The sequence below is a fragment of the Amycolatopsis sp. NPDC114505 genome, assembly GCF_055633615.1.
In genome coordinates this window covers 1,817,674-1,836,293 of record NZ_JBVKDV010000002.1, presented here as the reverse complement: position 1 = coordinate 1,836,293, position 18,620 = coordinate 1,817,674, and the positions used below count along the sequence as shown (strand labels likewise).

Sequence of the window (18,620 nt, the reverse complement as noted above, 5' to 3'; positions counted from 1 at the left end):
TCCCCGACCGGGCCGGCTCAGACCGGAGCAGGTGCCCGCGCCTTGCGGTACAGCGCGACGAGCACCAGGCCGGCCGCGGCGAAGCAGGCGAGCGTGTAAGGCACGCTCCCGGGCGGGCCGTCGCCGTCCGCGGCGAGCCAGAACACCGCCAGCGCCCCCAAGTAGACGGCGGGGTAGATCCGCGCGAAGGCCGACGGCGGCGGCCGGTCCGCCCGGTTCGTCCCGATGATCCACGCGCCCGCCACCCAGACCAGGGCCAGTTCGACGCCGAGGATCCACGCTTGGACGGCGGTGTGGCCGTCGAAGAGGCTCGACGGGATGCCGGCGACCGCCATCGCCGGCGGGGTGAGCACCCCGGCGACCAGCGTCCGCCAGGTCAGCGACCACCCGCGGCGCGGACCGTGCGCGAGCCGCACCACCAGGTAGGTCAGCGCCCCGAACGAGACGGACGCGAACAGCAGCATGCTCGTCATCGGCACCGACGCCAGCGCCGGGTGGTTGACGATCCGGTTGCCCGGGTTCCACGCCCACCACGTCAGCCGCGGGCCGAGCTGGTCGAAGACCTCGTAGAACACCTGGCAGACGAAGGCGACGGCCACCGAACCGGCGAACGGGCCCCTCCCCCGGAAGATCCCGAGCGACCGCACGACCTCGTAGGCGAGCTGGCTGAACGCCGGGTAGAACGCCACGATGTAGAGCGGCAGCCGATCCGCCATGAACTGCACCGTGAACTGGTTGTGGGCGAAGATGAACCCGTAGACGCGGTCGAGCCCGAACCACTCCGGGAAGTACAGCGGCGGCTCGGTGACGAAGAGGTAGACCAGCGACGCCCACCACAGCGCCAGGTTGACCGGATCGCCCGCGCGGTACCGCTTCACGGCGTGCACCAGCGCGAAGACGGCCCCGCCGACGATGAGCAGTTCGAGCAGCGGCATGGTCCAGTGCGCGAGCGTCCAGGGGAAGCGCACCGAGACGACCGGGGCGACGTCGTGGCAGTCGAAGCCGAGCCCGCGGGTGAGGGCGTCGGCCTCCGGCCCGCACGCCACGCTCATCGCGCGGTCGCCGTCGAATAGTCCGTGGCGGGCGGTTCGGCCTGGGCGTCGAACCCGAAGGGCACCCGGTGCCGGCCGAGCGCCGCGCGGACGCGGTAGCGCACGATCCCCGCGATGACCCGGGGGTTGCGCAGCATGTCGCCCAGCGACTCGTCGAGGTTGAACACCTTGGCGAAGTGCTCGTCGACGACCTCGTCCTCCCGGGCGGCCCCGACGATGAGGCTGAACGCGGGCGCGGAGACGGCCGCGAGGAGCCGGCGTTTCCACTCGCGAGGCTTCTCGGTGCCTTCCGCGCACTCGTAGCCCTGATCGCGGGCCATCGCCAGGCTCCACGGCACGGCGAGCAGCTTGCGTTGCGCGGCAAGGAACTTCGCGGAGAACCGCGCGTCGAGCCGCTTCGCGCGAGCGAGGTGGTCGCGCAGCAGCAGGGCCGAGCCGGCCGCGGAGCTGATGCCCTGGGCGTAGAACGGGTTGAACGCGCAGATCGCGTCGCCGACGAAGACCAGCCGCTCCGGCGGGGTGCGCAGGCGGTCGTAGCGGCGCCACTTGTTGCCGGTCGAGCGGGTCAGGTGGACTTCCGAGGTGGGTTCGCAGTGGTCCATCGCGGCCGCGAACATCGGCGTCCGGACGCGGCGGGCCGTCTCGACGAACGCGTCGGTCGTGCGCGGCATCTCCAGGCCCCACGAACCCATGCAGGCGATGACCCGGTTGCCCTCGACCGGGAAGAAGTTGACCAGGTAGTCGTGTTCGTCGGGGTGCTCGCCCTTGTCCGGCGTCGGCATGATCACCAGGTGCTGCCACCACCAGGTCGCGGGCCGCGACGCGGGGAGGTCGTACCAGCGCGAGGTGTAGGTGACCTTGGCGTCGAGCGTCTTGACCTCGGGCTCGGGCCAGCCCGCCGCCACCAGCCAGCTGCCGACGGACGAGCCGCGGCCCATCGCGTCCACGACGAGGTCGGCCTCGATGTGCCCGCCGTCGGTGTCGACGCCGGTGATCGCGCCGTCCCGCGTGGTCAGGCCGGTGACGGCGGTGCCTTCGCGGATGAGGACGTTCGGCAGCTCGCGCACCTTGTCGCGCAGGACGCGCTCGATGAGGATCCGCGAGCTGTAGATCATCGTCATCGCGCTGCGCTTGCGGGCCGACCAGCCTTCGCCGTCGAGGTAGGCGGCGTCCATGGACGGCATCAGGTGCAGCCCGCCGGCGGCGATGAGGTCGTCCTCGAAGCCGTCGAACAGCGCCCCGATCGCGCGGCGGCCCGAGTTGAGGAGGAAGTGCGGGTGCTTGCTCTGCGGAACGCCCCGCCGGTGCTCGGCCTCGGCGGGGAGCTCGTCGCGTTCCAGCACGACAACCTGGTCGAAGTACCGGGCGAGCGCACCGGCGGAACACAGGCCGGCGGCGCTGCCCCCGAGGACGACGGCGGTCTTGCCGAGCCGCATGCGGATCAACTCCCCACGTCGAATCATACAAAGTGACGACGAATGTATGAATGAGCGGGCGCGAGTGTCAAGGCTCCGATCGGGCGCTGACTAGGGAGCGGGCGAGCTCACCCGGAGCACGGTGCCGTCCGGATCGAGCAGGCGCATCTCGTACATCCCCCACGGCCGGACGAACGGCGGCTCGGCGATGTCCACCCCACGCCCGCGCCACTCCCGGAACAGCCGGTCGACCTGCCCTGCCGAATGGACGTCGAGGTGCAGGCGGGTCGAGTGCGGGCCGGCGACCTGGGTCAGCATGAGCTGGACGGCGTCGCGCCCGACCAGTGCCGTTCCCGGCTCGTGCGGCTCGTCGTCGGTCAGGAACCGGGCCTGCCGGTCGGACCAGCGCCAGCCGATCCGGAACCCCAGCGAGCCGGCGTAGAAGTCGAGCGTCGCGGCGAGGTCGTTGACCAGGAGGTTGGGCCGGCAGGCGAAGATCGCCGGCGCGGTGGCCGGCCGGTGCTCCGCCAGCAGGCCGAACAGGAGGTCGTCGGTCCACTCCCCCTTGAGCCAGGTGTGCCGGCGGCGATGGCCCTCCAGGCCGAACCCCAGCCGCTCCAGCAGCCGCGCCGACGCCGTGTTCCGCGCGTCGCACTCCGCGGACACCCGGCGCACGCCGGCGGCGAACACCCGGTCCAGGACGCACCGCACGGCCTCGGCCGCGTAGCCGTTGCCCTGGTGCGCCCGGGCGATCGTGAAGCCCACCTCGGCTTGCATCCGGTTGCCGTCGAGGCAGATCCCGACGTCACCGACCAGGACGCCGTCGCACTCGACGGCGTACTGGAACCACCCGGGCGTGCCCTGTCGGGCGGCCGCGAACTCGGTGACGAGCCGCCGGGCGGCCTTTTCCGGCACCGGCGCGTCCCACCCCTGGTAGCGGGCCACCTCGGGATCGGAGCGGTAGGCGGCGAACGCGGCCACGTCCCCCGCGGCGAACCGCCGCACGACCAGCCGCTCGGTCCGAACCGGCAGTTCGCTCATGACCCCAGGCTAATGCGCTCTCAGCGAGCGGAACCGTGCGAGCCGCGGATGCGCAGCCCGTCGGACTCGATGATCAGCTCGGGCGGGTAGCCGTTGACCCCGACGCCCGCGAACCGGATCGGCTCGCGACCGGCGCCGACGAGCGTGGTGGTGCCGTTCTTCTCTTCGAGCCGGACCGTGCGGGGACCCGTCCGGGTGTCGAACACCTGCAGGCTGCCGAAGGACGCCTCGAGGTCCGGCCAGGTCGCCTGGCGGGGACCGCCGTCGAGGACGAGGGACGGCAGCGGCTGCGGCTCCCCGTCGAGGAAGACCTCCATCTTGCCGGACTCGCCCGTGTCGATCCGCAGGCCCGTGCGTTCCTCGCTGTCGACCGTGAGCTCGACGTATCCGCCGCGCGGAGCCGTCTCGCGGATCTCGAGCTCACCACCCGGCCGGACCAGGAACTCCGCCGGATACCGGGCCACGACCGCCAGCAGCGGATGGCGCAAGCCGTTGACGATGCGGATCGACTTGACCCGCTGCACTGTCGATTCGGTCAACGGACAAACCCTTCGGAGGAGCTGGGAACCGGCAGATCGTACCTCCGCCGTCCGGCGCTTCCGCGCAACCCTAGGGGTGTCCTTAGGGGATGGTCCGGACCGGTGCGGAGGACGCAACAGCCCGGCGGCCGGCCTCAGTGGCGGCCGCGGCGTCCGGACGGGTCGTGGGCCGCCCGGCCGCGCTGGCGCGGGGCGGGTTCGGGCGCGTCGTCGGAGGGCGCCGCCGGGGTGTACACCGGCTGCCGGAAGAGATTCCCGTACCGGTCGTCCTGGGGCGCGGTGAACGCGTCGGAGCGGGGTTCTTCGGCGACGGGGTGGCTGAACAGCGAACTGTCCACTGTGGAAGAAGTGATCGGGTGATCCTTTCGTGGGCGCCACGTGGTGTGGCGTGCTTCGGGTTTGACACGAGTACGTGATCAGGCTGTGAAGACCAGCCGGATGGGGGCCGAGGACGGCGCGGACTTTTGATCACTCGCGCTCGAAATGCTCTCGGACACCACTCAGCGTACACCACTCCCTCGCGGAATGTGCACGAGACCCGTCCCCGGGGGGCCGCGCACCTCCGGGAGTCCTTTCCGGACAGTCCACATCGGAGGGGAAAGCGGTTTCTTTCCGGTACCGCGCACCGCGGAGGGCCGGGTACCGCAGAATGGACCCCGTGGACAAGCTGGGCATCGACCTGCACCTCGACGTCGGCGAACCGCGGGCGCGGGCGATCGAATCGGCGTTGCGCGAGGCGGTGACGACGGGCCGGCTGCCGGCCGGGACCCGCCTGCCCGGCACCCGCGGCCTCGCCGACGACCTCGGGATCGCCCGCGGCACCGTCGTCGCGGCGTACGCCCAGCTGGTCGCCGAGGGGTGGCTGGTCAGCGCGACCGGGTCGGGCACGCGGGTCGCCGACGTCACGCTTCCGGCCGCCGGCGGCCCGCGCGACGCCCCGGTGCGCGGGGTCATCGACCTGCGCCCCGGCCGCCCGGACCTGAGCCTGTTCCCGCACGGCCGGTGGGCGGCCGCGGTCAAGCGGTCACTGGCCGCGGCGGGCACCGCGAGCATGGACTACGGCGACCCGGCGGGCACGCGGGCGCTGCGCGAGGCGGTCGCGACGTACGTCTCCCGGGCGCGCGGCGTGCGTGCCGAAGCCGGGGCCGTGGTGATCACGAGCGGCTTCACCCACGGCCTCGCGGTGCTGGCCCGGGCGCTGCCGGGGGCGAAGGCGATCGCCACGGAGGACCCCGGGCTGGCGCACCACCGGCGGCTGATCCACGGCGCCGGGCTGGCGACGGCACCGTTGCGCGTCGGCCCGGCCGGCGCCGACCCGGCGGACATCCCCGAGCGGGCCGGCGCGGTGCTGCTGACCCCCGCCCACCAGCACCCGCGCGGGGTGGTGCTGGGCCGCGAGGCGCGTGCCGGGTTCGTCACGTGGGCGCGCGAAAGCGACGGGTACGTCATCGAGGACGACTACGACGGCGAGTTCCGCTACGACCGGCACACGGTCGGCGCGCTGCAGGCCCTGGACCCCGACCGGGTGGTCTTCGCGGGCAGCACGAGCAAGGCGCTGGCGCCCGGGCTGCGTCTCGGCTGGCTGATCCTGCCGCCCCGGTTGCGCATCCCGGTCTTGGACGCACTGGCGGCAACGGGCGCGACGGTGGGTGTGCCGGGCCAGCTGGCCCTGGCCGACCTCCTCGACCGCGGCGACTACGACCGGCACGTCCGCCGAGCCCGGCAGATCTACCGTCGGCGACGCACCGAGCTGGCCGGCCGGTTGGCGTCGTTGACGGAGGTACCTCTGGATGGCGTCCCGGCCGGGTTGCACGCGCTCTTGCCGTTGGCGTCGGCGTCGGAGGAGCGCCGGCTCGTCGAGGCGGGGTTGGCGGCCGGCCTCCAGCTCGCGGGCCTGCACGCGGCGGGGTATTGGCACGGCGCGGAGAGGGCGAAGGCGGGGCTGATCATCGGGTATGGGACGCCACCGCAGCACGCTTGGCACCCGGCGTTGGATGCGCTGGCCGAGGTATTGCGCGGGGCTGCGATCGAGCCTTGGTGACGCTGCGCGGCCCCGGCCGGCTTCCCGCGCCCAGTGGGGATCCGCGCCGCGGCGCGGCCGGTGCGACCCGGCGAAGCGCGCCCGCCACAACACCGGCTCCTCGCGCACCCGGGCGCTGTCCGCGCCGCGGGCGCAGCCAACTTCCCGCGCCTAGCCGGGGTCCGCGCCCGCGGCGCGACCGTCCTCCGCGCGAGGCGCGGCCGTCACAAGCCCGCGAACCCCTCCCGCCACGAAACGAAACCCGGCACCCAACCCAACTCCCCACGCGCCAGGGTGTTGTCCGCGCCGCGGGCCCAGCCCGTGCGCTCGCCCTCCACCCGGGCCGGCCCCGGCACCCCGACCGCGGTGCAAAACTCCGGCACCCACTCGTATCCCGCCGCGGGCTCGTCGTCGCAAATATTGACCGCTCCCGACCGCCACTCCAACGCCCCAACCGCCGCCGAGGCCGCATCATCGACATGCACGAAGCTCGTCACGTCGGCGTTCGCCGGCAGGTCTCCGGACTGGGCCAGCCGCGCCATCAAAGCGTCGCGGTCGTACCACGTCCCCGGGCCGTACAACGTTCCGTAACGCAGCACCACCCACTCCGGCAGCTCCGCCACCGCCGTCTCCAACGCCTCGATCCCTCCTACCGTCGCCACCCGGTCGGGCGCGCCGTGCAGGTCGAGCGGGGTTTCCTCCCGCGCCGGTGAGACGCCCGGCTCGTACGCCCACGCAATGCTCTGGGCGACGATCCGGCGCACCCCGGCCGCCTTCGCCGCGTCGACCACGTTGCGCGTCCCCACCACGCGGACCTTCGCGTTGGCCGCCCGGTCGCCGGTGGCGAGGTCGGTGAGCTGGTGCATGATCACGTCCGGCCGCGCCGCCGACACCACCTCCGCGAGCGCGGCCGCGTCGTACACGTCACCGAGTACCGCCGTCGCTCCCCGCTCCTCGATGCTCACCGCCGAGGCCGGGTTCCGGGTCAGGCCGACCACTTCGTGCCCTTGGGCCACCAGCGCCGGGACCACTCGGCGGCCGACGGCGCCGGACGCGCCGGCGAGGAAGATCCGCATGGTCACTCCCTCCCGACACGGCGGCCGGCGCGCGCGGCCAGCTCTTCCGGGCCGACGAACGTCAGCATCTCCTGCCCCGGCGCGCAGATCATCACGACGACGAACCGGCTCCACGCTCCGGGCAGGTTGTTGGCCGCCTGGTAGTGGATCACGTCGCCGCCGGGCTCCCAGAACGCCTCGCCGGCCTTGATCACCCGTTCGGGTTCGCCTTCGAGCTCGAAGATCATCTCGCCTTCGAGCATGTACCCGAAGACGGGCCCGGAGTGCCGGTGCGGCGGCGTGCCCGCGTCGCCCGGCGGGAGCTCGATCGTGGCCGTCATCACGTGCGCACCGTCCGGAATGGACGGACTCTGCGAGGCCAGCATGGTGAGGACGGAGTTCGTCCTCGGTTGTGCGTCGGTCATGGGTCCACGCTAGGCAGCACGCGCCGCGGCCGGCTGGTCCACTTCCGGCCCGGTGCGGTGGACCGGTTCGCCGCCGTACCATGCCCGGGATGAGGAGCACGACGTGACGACCGGCGACCTCGACGGGGCGGTCGCGGCCTTCGAAGCGACGCGTCCCAAGCTGTTCGGCATCGCCTACCGGGTGCTGGGCACCGCCGCCGACGCCGAAGACGTCGTCCAGGACACCTGGATCCGCTGGCAGGGCACCGATCGCACCGAGGTCCGGAACCCCGAAGCGTTCCTGGTCACCACGGCGAGCCGCCTGGCGCTGACCGCGGCCGGGACAGCGCGGGCGCGCCGCGAGCTCTACGCCGGCCCGTGGCTGCCGGAGCCGGTCCCGTCCGGGGACGACACCCCGGGCGCGCTCGACCGGGGCGAAGCCCTCGAGCTGGCGATCCTCCTGCTGCTCGAACGGCTCGAGCCGGCGGAACGCGCCGTCTACGTGCTGCGCGAGGCCTTCGACTACCCGTACCGCGAGATCGCCGGCTTCCTCGGCATCAGCGAGGAGCTCGCGCGCCAGAAGGGACACCGGGCGCGGACGCACGTCGCCCGCGAGCGCGCGGGACGCGTCGCTCCGGCGGAGCGTGACCGGCTGCTCACGGCGTTCCTCGCCGCGGCCCAGCGCGGGGACCTCGATGCCCTGCGGACCATGCTGGCCGCCGACGCGGTGTCCTCTTCGGACGGTGGCGGCGTCGTGACGGCGGCGCGCAAGCCCGTCGTGGGCCGGGATCGGGTGGCTCAGTTCCTGCTGCGCACCATCGCGATCTACGGTCAGGACGCCGAAGCCGAGATCGTCGAGGCCAACGGGCAGTCCATCGCGCTGATCTTCCGTGGGGACACGCCGCTCGCGGCCTGCTGGGTGGACGCCTCCGCCGACGGTATCGACCAGGTCAGCCTGCTGGTCAACCCCGAAAAGCTCGCGGCGTTGTGGGCGGCCGCCCGCCCGTGAGTGTGACGGGCGACTCACGGTGTCACGTTGCGGGGAGGCCACCCGGTCTGGTGGGTGACTGACACCGGAAGGGGACAACGATGCGAGTGGCCGTCGCCGGCGGGACCGGCATGATCGGCAGGCTGGTGGTCCGGGAGCTGGCCGGAGCCGGGCACGAACCGGTCGTCCTGGCGCGCTCGCGCGGGGTCGACCTCAGCACCGGTGAAGGGCTGGCCGACGCGCTGGCCGGCTGCGCGGAGATCATCGACGTGACGAACGTCGTCACGCTCCGGAAGAAGCGGGCGATCGACTTCTTCGGCCGGGTGGCGCGCCACCTCGCCGGCGCCGACGTGCGCCAGGTCGTCACGCTGTCGATCGTCGGGATCGACGACATCGACCTCGGGTACTACCTCGGCAAACGCGAGCAGGAGCGCGTCGCCCGGGAAGGCCCGGCGCCGTGGACGATCCTGCGGGCGACGCAGTTCCAGGAGTTCCCCGAGCCGCTGCTCGACGGCGCGCGCGGTCCCTTCGTGGCGGTGCCGCGCCAGCTGTCCCAGCCGGTAGCCGCGATCGACGTGGCCCGCGCACTGACGGCCCGGGTCGGGCAGGCGCCGGCCGGCTACCTGCCCCCGCTGGCCGGGCCCGAGCGGCTGCGGATGGTGGACATGGCGCGGCAGCTGGTCAAGGCCCGCGGGGAGCGCAAGATCGTCGTCCCGGTGCGGGTGCCCGGCGCGGTCGGCAAGGCGATGGCGGGCGGCGGGTTGCTGCCGCCGGACGACCACGTCGAAGGCACTCGCACGTTCGCCGAATACCTCCGCCAGGTGACGCGATGAACACTCTCGCGATCCGCCTGGCCCTGGTGATCCCGTTCGGCGAGCAGCTGGTGGTGGGCGGCTGGAACCAGCTGTTCCCGCGCAGCTTCTACGACGACTTCCCGACGGTGGACCTGAACCCGCCGTTCAGCGACCACTTCGCCCACGACTTCGGCAGCGCGACCCTCGGCATCGCCCTGCTGCTCGGCATCGCTTTGGTGAAGCCGAAAACGCACTACGTCGTGCCGGCGTCGCTGGCGTATTCGGTGTGGTCGGTGCCGCACTTCTTCTTCCACTTGTTTAACATGGAAGCGGCGAGCCCCGGGCAGAAGGTGTTCTTGACGGTCGCCAACGCGCTGGTGGCGCTCATCGGCCTGGCCCCGATCGCCCTGGCTCTGCTGCGGGACCGCCGGCGGTGACGGCGTCGCGGAGGGACACGTGCAGCATGGCGGACGGGTTCCGCCGGTGGTGCGGCTTCCACGGCCCCAGCCCGATTTCCGCGCAGCGGTGGGTTCCCGCGACCAGGTGTGCCGGGCCGTCTTCGGCCAGGGCCCGCACGTCTTCGGCGGCGAGTTCGTAGGCGCGCCGGCTGCCGATGAGGAACAGGGTGTCCGCGGCGAAGGCGTACCGCAGGTGGTCCAGGAAGTCCTCGTGGTGGAACCGCTCGTGGTCGGCACGCCCGAAGGCGGGGAACGGCCGGGGCGGCAGGGTCACGGTGGACATCGCCGGCGGGGACAGCCGTGTCCGGAGCCGCTTCCAGCTCGACACCCGGAACCCGAGGCTGTGGTGCAGCAGGACCAGGTCGAGCGGCCCGCCCGCGCGCAGCGGGAGGTGGATGAGGCTGTGCGGCGAACGCGCGGCCAGCCACCACGCGACGGCGAGGTCGACGGCCTCGGCCGTGCCGATCGCCAGTTCCGCCCCGAAGCGGTGCTCCTCCAGGGCGGCGTTCCGGAGCGGACGTAACGGACGGACCACCCGGTAGCCGACGCCGTCGAGCCGGGCCGTGCCGACCGTCGCGCGCCACCGCACCCCGGCGAGCCGCATCGCTTCCTCCTCGTTTCGGCTGACGGCGAAACCATAGGCGGCGGGGAACGCCCGCGGCCATCGGATTGTCGGATCTCGTAGCGTGGCGAAAGATCTTCGGAGGGAGTCCTGTGGTGGCGGAATGGCGAGTGGTGTCCGAACCCACCCCCGGGGTGACCCCGCCACCGCCGTCGCCCGGCGACCACGACGCGAAACCCGAGCCCACGCCGTCGCCCTCCCCCGGACCGTCGCCGAAGCCCGCGCCGCCGTGGGGAGAGCCGGACATCGGCGTGACGCCGTCCTGGCTGCGGCAGCGCGCCGATGCCTGTGACGAGACCGCCGTCGCCGTGAACGCCTTGCGTGGCGCCGCCGACGACACCTTCGGCCCGCTGGCGCACGCCGCGCCGGGCTGGGACTTCGTCGGCAGCATCGACGACATGCAGTCCCGCTGGGACGGCCTCAACGACCTCCTGCACCGCCGGCTCACCGACGGCGCGGAGAACTTCCGGCTGAGCGCCGACGCCTACACCAAGACCGACGCGGCGGGCGGGGAGCGGATCGGTGGTTGACTTCAAGCAGCTGACGGAGCTCGACGTCGCCGGGCTGGAGACGTTCGCCGGGCAGTGGGCGCAGGTCCACGAGAAGCTCCACCGGATCCGCGACGCCTACGAATCCGCCGTCGTGACTCCGCTGGAAGACGGCGGCTGGGCCGGTAAAGGCGGCGACGCGGCGACCCGGTACTGCGCCCGGATCCGCTGGGACTTCGACGCCGTCGACGCCGAAGTCAAGGCACTGCGGAAGTACATCGACGTCGAAGCCGACGGCAGCGAGGGCACCGCGGGGCTCAAGGGCCTCGAAGGCCACCAGCGTGCCGTGCTCGACCTGCAGCGGCAGGCGCGCGAACAGGGCATGACGGTCACCGCCGCGGGCAAGGTCACCTGGGACGACACGCCGGGCGTGTCGCCGGGGTACTTCGACGCCCTCGGCGAGCAGGCCGCCATCGCCGACGGCCTGGAAAAACAGATCCAGGCGCATCTCAAGCAGGCCACCGAGATCGACGAGGAACTCGCCCGCAACCTCAAGGTCGTCTTCGGCACGCAGGACAACTTCGAGACCGAGGACCGCCGGTACGGCGTCCTCCCGCCCACCGAACACGACCGCCGGGTCTGGAACCAGCTGCACAACGTCGTCCTGCTGGGTCTGGTGAAACAGGGCAACGACCACGCGGCCTGGCTGCTTCAGCACTACCTCGACGGCGACGGCAAGACGGTCGAAGCGCCGGTGCAGGACATGCTCGACGACATGCCGTCCTTCCGGGAGCAGGTCGACAAGTCCGTCGCCGAGGCGGGAAAGGGCCCGGACGGCCCGTTCACGACCGGCTGGACGACGACCGCGCCGGACCTCGCCCGCGACGGCAAGGGCGGCCAGGACTGGTACTACTCGTTCAACCACTTCCAGTACCGGCTGGTCGGCGAGAAGCACGGCGATCAGATCGACTACCACGTCGAAATCCAGAAGCGGTACGACTGGGGCATCCCGAGCGAGCACCGGCGCGACCTCGAGAAGGATTCCCCGGTCCTGGACGTCGACTTCGAGCAGGCCGACATCGCGCACCTCAACACGACCGGCAAGGCGCGCGACTTCGACGTCGTCGGCAGCTCGGGCCAGAAGACCGCGCGCGTCTAGCGGCTGTCCCGCCGCGCAATCCCGAAACAGGCCGCGCGAGAAAGCGCACCTCACGGCGCCCGGAAATCGGCCCGCTCGTCCGACCAGGGGAATTGCGACGGCGATTCGCCGGAATCGGCACACCGGTGTGTGATCGTGTTACCGCCCGGATTTCCGAGGGGAGCACGATGCCGTGCGGTTCCGGGTGTGAGGGAGGCGAATCGCCGTGGCCGTCACCGTGCACGCGGATGTTCCGCTCATCGGCCGGGATCGGGAACTGCGACGGCTCGTCGAATGCGCCGGCCGGGTGCGGACCGGCGGGGCCGCCGTGGTGGTCGTCGAGGGCGAGGCCGGGATCGGGAAGTCGCGGCTGGCGACGGCGGCGCTGGACTGGGCGTGCGCGGACGGCTTCACCGGGCTGAGTGCCGGCGGGGCGCCGCTGCAGCGCGACCTGTCCTACGCCGTGGTGGTCGAGGCCCTGCGGCCGCTGGTGCACGGGCCGGCGGCCGGCGTCGCCGCGCTCGTCGACGGACTGGGCGACCTGGCCCGGCTGTTCGACGGTCTTCCCATCGCCCGCCCCGCGCCGCTCGGCGACCCGGGGCTGGAGCGCACGCGGCTGTTCGAAGCGGTGTGCGGCCTGGTGCGCCGGGCGAGTGCGCGGGGGCCGCTGGCCGTGCTGGTCGACGACCTGCAGTGGGCCGACGCCGAATCCCTCGCCGTTCTCCACTACCTGGTCCGGGGGCTGGCCGATCGCCCGATCCTGTTCCTCTTCACCTGCCGGTCCGGTGAGGCGCCGCGGGAGGTCCGGGAGCTGTTCACCGCGTTGCGGCGCGGCGACCTGCTGACCGAGATCAGTGTGCGGCCGCTGGGGCAGGGCGCGGTCGGCGCCCTGGCCCGGGCGCTGCTGGGCGACGAGCCGCCCGTCGCGCTGCTGCGGGCGCTGACCGGCCGGGCCGGCGGGGTGCCGCTGTTCGTCACGGAACTGGTCGGCGCGCTGGTCGGCAGTGGCGCGCTGGTGCGCTCCGGCGACCGGTGGGTGCTCGGTGCCGGCGACCTCGCCCCGATGCCCCGCGTCGTCGGCGACCTGCTGCGCGGGCGCATCGAAAGCCTGCCGGCCGCCGCCCGGCCGGTGCTGGACGCCCTGGCCGTGTTCGGTGGGCAGGTCACGCACGCGGTGCTGCGCGAGGTCGTGGCCGACGACGTCCCGCTGCTCGACGGGATCGCCCGGTTGCGGGCCGCGCACCTGGTCGACGAGCAGGTGCCGGCGGGCGTGGTGGTGTACCGGGTCACGCACCCGCTGCTCGGTGAGGTGGCTTACGACCTGCTCCCCGCGGCCGCCCGCGGCGAGCGGCACGCGGCGGCCGCCCGTGCCCTCCTGCGCACCGCGCCCGGCGACCTGCGCGCACTGGCGTTCCACGTCCGCGCCGCCGGCGACGTCCTGCCGGCGGCGCAGTCCTTCGACATCCTGGACCGCGCGGTCCAGGAAGCGATCGCGGCGAAACGGGGCGAGGAGGCCGCGGCGAACGCGCGCGCCGCCCTCGCCGCGGCGACCCGGCTCGGCCGCACCGACGTGCTCGGCGAGCTGACCCGGACGCTGGCCGAAGCCAGCCAGCTCGCCGGCCGGCCGGAGGACGCCCGGACCGCCTGGCTGGCCGCGGCGGACCTGGCCGGCGACGACGTCCGGACCCGGGCGCGGTGCGTGGCCAGCGCGGCCATGGCGGAGTGGGAACGCGGCCACGTCGACGCCGCCGAGAAGCACCTGGCGCTGGCCGCCGAAGCTCTCGCCGGCGTGCCGCCCGGCCCGGAGCACCTGACCGTCACCGAGGCCCGTGTGCGGGCCGCCGGACGCCGTGGCGACACCGTCGCCGAGCGGCGCCTGATCGCCGAACTGGACGATCTCGCCGAAGCGACGGGATCGCGGCGCGGCCGGGTGAGCGCGGACGTCCACCGGGTCGCGGCGGCGTTCACCGTCGGCGACTTCCGCACCGGCCTGGCCGGGGTGGACACCTTGGTGCGCAAGACCGACGAGCTCCAGGACCCGGTGATGACGGAGCTGGCCACCCGGTCGGTCTTCATGCTCCTGCTCAACGGCGGTGACCTCGCGCTGGCCCGGGCCCACGCGACCCGGGCGCTCGGCGGGGCCCGGCGGGCCGGGGTGCCGACGCTGGAGGTCGTCCCGCTGCTCCTGCTCGGCTTCGCGGACCTGTTCCGGGGCCGTTGGGACGACGCGATGGCTCGCTCCTTCGACGTCCTCGAGCTGGCGCAGCGGGTCGGTATGGCCCGCGGCGTGGCGTTCGGGCTCGCGCTGCAGGGCCTGCTGCTCGCCCGGCGCGGCCGGTTCGACGACGCCGAAAGCCGGGTCGCGGAGGCCCGCGCGGGTTACGGGGACCGGCCGGACGTCGACCGGCGGGTCTCGACCGTCCTCGACCACGTGAGCGTGGAGGTCGTCCTCGGCCGCGACGGCGCGGCGGCCGCACTGGGCCCGGCCGCCGCCCTGGTCGCCGGCCGGCCCGTCCTCCTGCCGGTCGCACTGGCCATGCTCGGGCACGCCGCGCTGGACACCGAAGACCTGGTGACCGCGGAAAAGGCGGCGGACCGGCTCGAGGCGCTGGGCGACGAGGTGCGGTACCCGGCCGCGCTCGCCCGGTGGCTGCGGGGCCGGATCACCCGCGACCCGGCGCCGCTCGACGCGGCCGTCGACAGTCTCGCCACCGCGGGAATGGTCTACGACGAGGTCGTCGCCCGGCTGGACCGCGCGGAGCTGCGAGCGGACGGGCCCGGGCTCGCGGCCGACCTCACCCGGTGCGTCGAGGTGCTCGACGGGCTGCGCGCGCGGCCGCAGGCGGACCGGGCGAGGCAGCTGCTGCGCCGGCTGGGGCAGCCCCCGGTGCCGCGGCCGGCGCGGGCCCGGCCGAGCGAGCTGAGCGACCGCGAAGAACAGGTCGCCCGGCTCGTCGCGCAGGGCCTGTCCAACGCCGAAGTCGCCGGACGGCTGTTCATCAGCAAGCGGACCGTCACCACCCACCTGCAGAACATCTACGGCCGGCTCGGCCTCGGCTCCCGCACGGCGCTCACCCGCTACGTACTCGAGCGGCTGCCCGGAAATACGTAGTCCGGCCGATGCCGCGCCCCCGGCGTAGTCGGCGACGGTGGACTCACCCGATTCGCGAGGAGTCCACGATGACGACGTCCCAGGCTGTCCTGCTTCCGTTGGCGCGGGCCACCGACCGGCACCTCGCCGGCACCAAGGCCGCCACGCTCGCGGCGCTGGCGGCGCACGGGTTGCCGGTGCCCCCGGGCGTGGTGATCCCGGCCGGGGTGTTCGCCCGGTCGGTGGCCGCGGCGCGCGAGCCGCCGGCCACCCCGCTCGCCGTGCCCGGCGACGTGCTCGCCGCGCTCGCCGAGGCGGTCCGGCCGTGGGGTGACGTCGCGCTCGCCGTCCGCTCCTCCGCGGTCGACGAGGACCTGGCCGGGTCGTCCTTCGCCGGCCAGTACTCCACGGTGCTCCGCGTGCGGGGCGCGGACGCGCTGCGGGCGGCCGTGCTGCGGTGCTGGACCTCCGCTTCCGGGGACCGGGTCGCCGCCTACTCGAGGGGGGTGGGCGGCGACCCGGCGATGGCGGTCCTGGTGCAGCCGATGGTGCCCGCGACCGCCGCGGGAGTGGCGTTCACCGCGGACCCGGTCACCGGCGAGCGGGACGTCGTGGTGATCGACGCCGTACCGGGCCTGGCCGAGCGGATGGTCTCGGGCGAGGTGACGCCGGAGCGGTGGACGGTCCGAGCCGGCGTGGCCCGCCGCGAACCGGGGACCGGGGCCGCGCTCGATCCCGGCTCGGCGCTCGCCGTCGCCGAACTCGCCCGCGCGGCCGCCCGGCTGCGGGGCGCGCCCCAGGACGTCGAGTGGGCGGTCGCGGACGGCGAAGTGGTGCTCCTGCAGTCGCGACCGGTGACCGCGCTGCCCGTCGCTCCGGTTCCGCTGCCGGTCGAAGTCCCGGCCGGCTACTGGATCCGGGAGAGCAGCCACGCGCCCCTGCCGTGGACGCGGCTGACCCACGTGGCCTACCAGCCGCGGAAGACGGTGATCCGGACCGCGGTCGGCGAGCTGGGCCTGCTCGTCGACGGGGTGGAGCTGCGCGACATCGGCGGCCTGGAGTACCTGCGGGTCGTCCCGCTCGGCGGCCGGGACCCGGTCCGGCTACCGGACTGGGCCGTGCCGCTCGCCTTCCGGCTGGTTCCGGCGCTGCGGCGGCGGGTGCGCCGGTGCGTGGCCGCGATCCGGGCCGACCTCCCCATGCGCCACCTCGAGCTGTGGCCCGGCGAGTGGCGGCCGCGCCTCGAAACCTGCGCCGCCACCCTGCGGGACATCGACCTCGCCCTGCTCGACGACGACGCGCTCGGCCGGCACGTCGAGTCGACGCTGCGGCTGTTCGAGACCGGCCTGTCGATCCACTTCCGGCTGCACCTGGCGCTGGCGATGGTGCTCCACGAGTTCGCGCTCGCCTGCCGGGACCTGCTCGGCTGGGACGACCAGGCCTGGCTGCGGCTGGTCGCCGGCACCTCGGTGCGCTCCACCGAACCGGCCCGCGCGCTGGCGGAGCTCGCCGCTCACGTCGCCGCCCGCCCCCGGCTGCGCGCGCTCGTCGACGACCCGGCGGCGGACGCCCTCGCCGAAGACGCCGACTTCGCCGCGCGGTTCGCCGGCTACCTGCACCGGTACTGCTGCCGCACCTTGAGCTACGAGCTCGCCGAGCCCGCCATCGACGAGCGGCCCGACCTGGTCCTCGCGCTGCTGCGCCACCAGCTGGCCGCCGGCTTCGACCCCCGGGCGCGGGAGGCGGAGCTGGCCGGGCGGCGGGCCGCGGCCGCCGCCGAAGCTCGGGCCGCACTCGACGCCGCCGGCCGGGAGCGGTTCGAAACGGCGCTGACCCGGGCCCTCGCGGCCTACCCGGTGCGCGAGGACAACGAGTTCCACACGATCAGCGCCCCGGGCGCGCTGGTGCGCCGCGCGGTCCTGGAGCTCGGCGGCCGGTTGACGCGCCGCGGCCTGCTCCCCGGTCCCGCGGCCGCCTTCCACCTGCGCCCGCCCGAGTTGCTGGCGGCGTTGCGGGACGGCGACGACCTGCACGCGACGGCCGCGCGCCGGGCCGGCGAGCGGAGCTGGGCCATGGCCCACCCCGGTCCCGCCGCTTACGGCACCCCACCGCCACCTCCGCCGTCGATGGCTTCCCTGCCCGCGGAAGCGCGGTTCGCCAACCAGGCGTTCCTGTGGACCCTCGACCGGATCCTGCCCCCGGCGCCGGAGCAGGACACCGACGAGCACGTAGTGCGCGGGATCGCCGCGTCACCCGGCCGCCACACCGGCGTGGTCCGCGTGATCCACGACGAGACCGGGCTCGGCCGGCTGCGCCCCGGCGAGGTCCTGGTGTGCCCGATGACCTCGCCCGTCTGGTCGGTGGTGTTCCCGAGCGTCGGCGCGCTGGTCACCGACACCGGCGGGACGCTGTCCCACCCGGCGATCATCGCGCGGGAGTACGCCGTGCCGGCCGTCGTGGCCACCGGCGACGCCACGACGCGGCTGCGCGACGGCCAGGTCGTCACCGTGGACGGCACGCGAGGCCGGGTCCGGATCGTCCGGTGACCTGCTCGCCGGATCAGGGAAGAAGGTAGTCATGGGACCGTTCCTGCAAGTCGGCGGCCGCTGGGAAATGGTGCAGCGCAACGGGTTCCGGGTGCTGGTGGACATCGACCAGGACCAGGACCGGCTGAACGCGTTCGCCTCGCACTCCCAGGGTTCCGTGCAGAGCCTGGAGGCCACCGGATTCGTCCGGGGACCGAACTTCGAAATCGTCATCACCTGGAACAACGGCACGAAAGGGAAGTACACGGGGGTCCTGTCGCACGGTCCGTTCACGCCGCCGCCCATCGGTTTCCTCAAGGGCGACACCGTGGATCTCGACCACCCGGCGAGCACGTCCACGTGGGAAAGCGAAGGGCGGGTCTTCCAGGTGGCCTGACCCCGGAAACCGTTGCACCACCGAGGAGGGAATCATCATGCGAAACCAGAAGCCCGCACGCCGCCGTCTGGCTCACCTGCTCGCGACGGCCGCGGTGGCCGTCGCGGTACTCCAGCCGGGCGCGGCCTCCGCCGCGGGCGAGCACCCGCGATCCGAGGCGGCACCGGCCGCCGCGTGGTCGCTGCTCGCCACGCTCGACCCGGTCCACGTGCAGGCGCCGAGAAGCGAGCTGGTGCTCTACGGCGTGTACGCGTTCACCCCGATCCTGGTGAACTTCAACCCGCACGTGCTGGATCCGTCCATCAACCAGAGCGCGGTGCCGATGTACGCGGTCCCGGACGCCGCGCCCCACACCTACAAGGTGGTCTTCCACCTCACCACCGACGTCACCACGACCACGCGCTACCGGTTCGGCGACCGCCTGCCGGTCACCGTCGCCGGCGGCGACGCGGACGTGGAGTTCACCGACGTCGTCCAGGCCCGGGGCTGGCGCTCGTGGGCCCTGCGCAACGCGGACAACGACCATTGGCTGTTCTACTCGGCCAAGATCTACGAGCTGATCGGCTGACCCGGCGGGCGCGTTCCCCGGACGC

18 protein-coding genes are annotated in these 18,620 nt (G+C 73.6%); 10 read left to right on the top strand and 8 right to left on the bottom strand.

What is annotated here, in order from left to right:
• Window positions 1-17: 17 nt before the first annotated feature.
• The 5 genes from ACZ7OU_RS26515 to ACZ7OU_RS26495 form a co-directional block, all read right to left on the bottom strand.
• Window positions 18-1,052, bottom strand: coding sequence for a hypothetical protein (locus tag ACZ7OU_RS26515; protein ID WP_470257164.1), 1,035 nt, complete (start codon window positions 1,050-1,052; stop codon window positions 18-20).
• Entirely contained in the window at window positions 1,049-2,488 is a 1,440-nt protein-coding gene (locus tag ACZ7OU_RS26510) for an FAD-dependent oxidoreductase (protein WP_470257163.1), read from the bottom strand. Before ACZ7OU_RS26510 ends, ACZ7OU_RS26515 begins: the two co-directional genes overlap by 4 nt.
• A 90-nt stretch (window positions 2,489-2,578) precedes the next feature.
• A complete protein-coding gene (locus ACZ7OU_RS26505) occupies window positions 2,579-3,508 on the bottom strand; it encodes a GNAT family N-acetyltransferase (protein ID WP_470257162.1) in 930 nt (309 codons plus the stop codon).
• 20 nt (window positions 3,509-3,528) lie between these two features.
• Window positions 3,529-4,047, bottom strand: a complete 519-nt coding sequence (locus ACZ7OU_RS26500; protein ID WP_470237389.1) for a hypothetical protein — start codon at window positions 4,045-4,047, stop codon at window positions 3,529-3,531.
• 134 nt (window positions 4,048-4,181) lie between these two features.
• Window positions 4,182-4,385, bottom strand: a complete 204-nt coding sequence (locus tag ACZ7OU_RS26495; protein WP_470237390.1) for a hypothetical protein — start codon at window positions 4,383-4,385, stop codon at window positions 4,182-4,184.
• A gap of 320 nt (window positions 4,386-4,705) precedes the next feature.
• Between ACZ7OU_RS26495 and pdxR the strand changes: the two genes are divergently transcribed.
• Window positions 4,706-6,088 carry a MocR-like pyridoxine biosynthesis transcription factor PdxR gene (pdxR, locus tag ACZ7OU_RS26490; protein ID WP_470257161.1) on the top strand — a complete coding sequence of 461 codons (1,383 nt, stop codon included), beginning with the start codon at window positions 4,706-4,708 and terminating at the stop codon, window positions 6,086-6,088.
• A 203-nt stretch (window positions 6,089-6,291) separates the two neighbouring features.
• Here pdxR and ACZ7OU_RS26485 read toward each other — a convergent pair whose 3' ends face one another.
• Both ACZ7OU_RS26485 and ACZ7OU_RS26480 read right to left on the bottom strand, forming a co-directional pair.
• Window positions 6,292-7,143 (bottom strand): NAD-dependent epimerase/dehydratase family protein, encoded by an 852-nt coding sequence (locus ACZ7OU_RS26485; protein WP_470257160.1) that lies wholly within the window; start codon window positions 7,141-7,143, stop codon window positions 6,292-6,294.
• Window positions 7,144-7,145: 2 nt separating this feature from the next.
• Window positions 7,146-7,547, bottom strand: coding sequence for a cupin domain-containing protein (locus ACZ7OU_RS26480; protein ID WP_470257159.1), 402 nt, complete (start codon window positions 7,545-7,547; stop codon window positions 7,146-7,148).
• A 103-nt stretch (window positions 7,548-7,650) separates the two neighbouring features.
• On the opposite strand from ACZ7OU_RS26480, the gene ACZ7OU_RS26475 reads away from it, so the two are divergent.
• The 3 genes from ACZ7OU_RS26475 to ACZ7OU_RS26465 all read left to right on the top strand — a co-directional run bounded on the left by ACZ7OU_RS26475 (window position 7,651) and on the right by ACZ7OU_RS26465 (window position 9,745).
• Window positions 7,651-8,535, top strand: a complete 885-nt coding sequence (locus ACZ7OU_RS26475) for a sigma-70 family RNA polymerase sigma factor (protein WP_470257158.1) — start codon at window positions 7,651-7,653, stop codon at window positions 8,533-8,535.
• Window positions 8,536-8,615: 80 nt separating this feature from the next.
• Complete coding sequence (locus ACZ7OU_RS26470) at window positions 8,616-9,347, top strand: SDR family oxidoreductase (RefSeq protein ID WP_470237395.1); 732 nt, start codon at window positions 8,616-8,618, stop codon at window positions 9,345-9,347.
• Complete coding sequence (locus tag ACZ7OU_RS26465; RefSeq protein WP_470237396.1) at window positions 9,344-9,745, top strand: hypothetical protein; 402 nt, start codon at window positions 9,344-9,346, stop codon at window positions 9,743-9,745. The genes ACZ7OU_RS26470 and ACZ7OU_RS26465 overlap by 4 nt, the downstream gene beginning before the upstream one ends.
• On the opposite strand, the gene ACZ7OU_RS26460 is transcribed toward ACZ7OU_RS26465, so the two are convergent.
• Entirely contained in the window at window positions 9,693-10,370 is a 678-nt protein-coding gene (locus ACZ7OU_RS26460; protein ID WP_470257157.1) for a hypothetical protein, read from the bottom strand. The genes ACZ7OU_RS26465 and ACZ7OU_RS26460 overlap by 53 nt on opposite strands.
• 113 nt (window positions 10,371-10,483) lie before the next feature.
• Here ACZ7OU_RS26460 and ACZ7OU_RS26455 point away from each other — a divergent pair, with 113 nt between their 5' ends.
• The 6 genes from ACZ7OU_RS26455 to ACZ7OU_RS26430 all read left to right on the top strand — a co-directional run bounded on the left by ACZ7OU_RS26455 (window position 10,484) and on the right by ACZ7OU_RS26430 (window position 18,595).
• Window positions 10,484-10,918, top strand: coding sequence for a type VII secretion target (locus tag ACZ7OU_RS26455; RefSeq protein WP_470257156.1), 435 nt, complete (start codon window positions 10,484-10,486; stop codon window positions 10,916-10,918).
• Window positions 10,911-12,035 (top strand): hypothetical protein, encoded by a 1,125-nt coding sequence (locus ACZ7OU_RS26450; protein ID WP_470257155.1) that lies wholly within the window; start codon window positions 10,911-10,913, stop codon window positions 12,033-12,035. Before ACZ7OU_RS26455 ends, ACZ7OU_RS26450 begins: the two co-directional genes overlap by 8 nt.
• Window positions 12,036-12,240: 205 nt before the next feature.
• The gene (locus ACZ7OU_RS26445) at window positions 12,241-15,126 is read left to right on the top strand and encodes a helix-turn-helix transcriptional regulator (protein WP_470257154.1); all 2,886 of its coding nucleotides are present in this window, start codon (window positions 12,241-12,243) and stop codon (window positions 15,124-15,126) included.
• A 68-nt stretch (window positions 15,127-15,194) separates the two neighbouring features.
• A complete protein-coding gene (locus tag ACZ7OU_RS26440; protein ID WP_470257153.1) occupies window positions 15,195-17,651 on the top strand; it encodes a PEP/pyruvate-binding domain-containing protein in 2,457 nt (818 codons plus the stop codon).
• A 31-nt stretch (window positions 17,652-17,682) separates the two neighbouring features.
• Window positions 17,683-18,027, top strand: a complete 345-nt coding sequence (locus tag ACZ7OU_RS26435) for a hypothetical protein (protein WP_470257152.1) — start codon at window positions 17,683-17,685, stop codon at window positions 18,025-18,027.
• A gap of 37 nt (window positions 18,028-18,064) precedes the next feature.
• On the top strand, window positions 18,065-18,595 hold the full coding sequence (locus ACZ7OU_RS26430; RefSeq protein WP_470257151.1) for a hypothetical protein: 531 nt from the start codon (window positions 18,065-18,067) through the stop codon (window positions 18,593-18,595).
• Window positions 18,596-18,620: the final 25 nt, after the last annotated feature.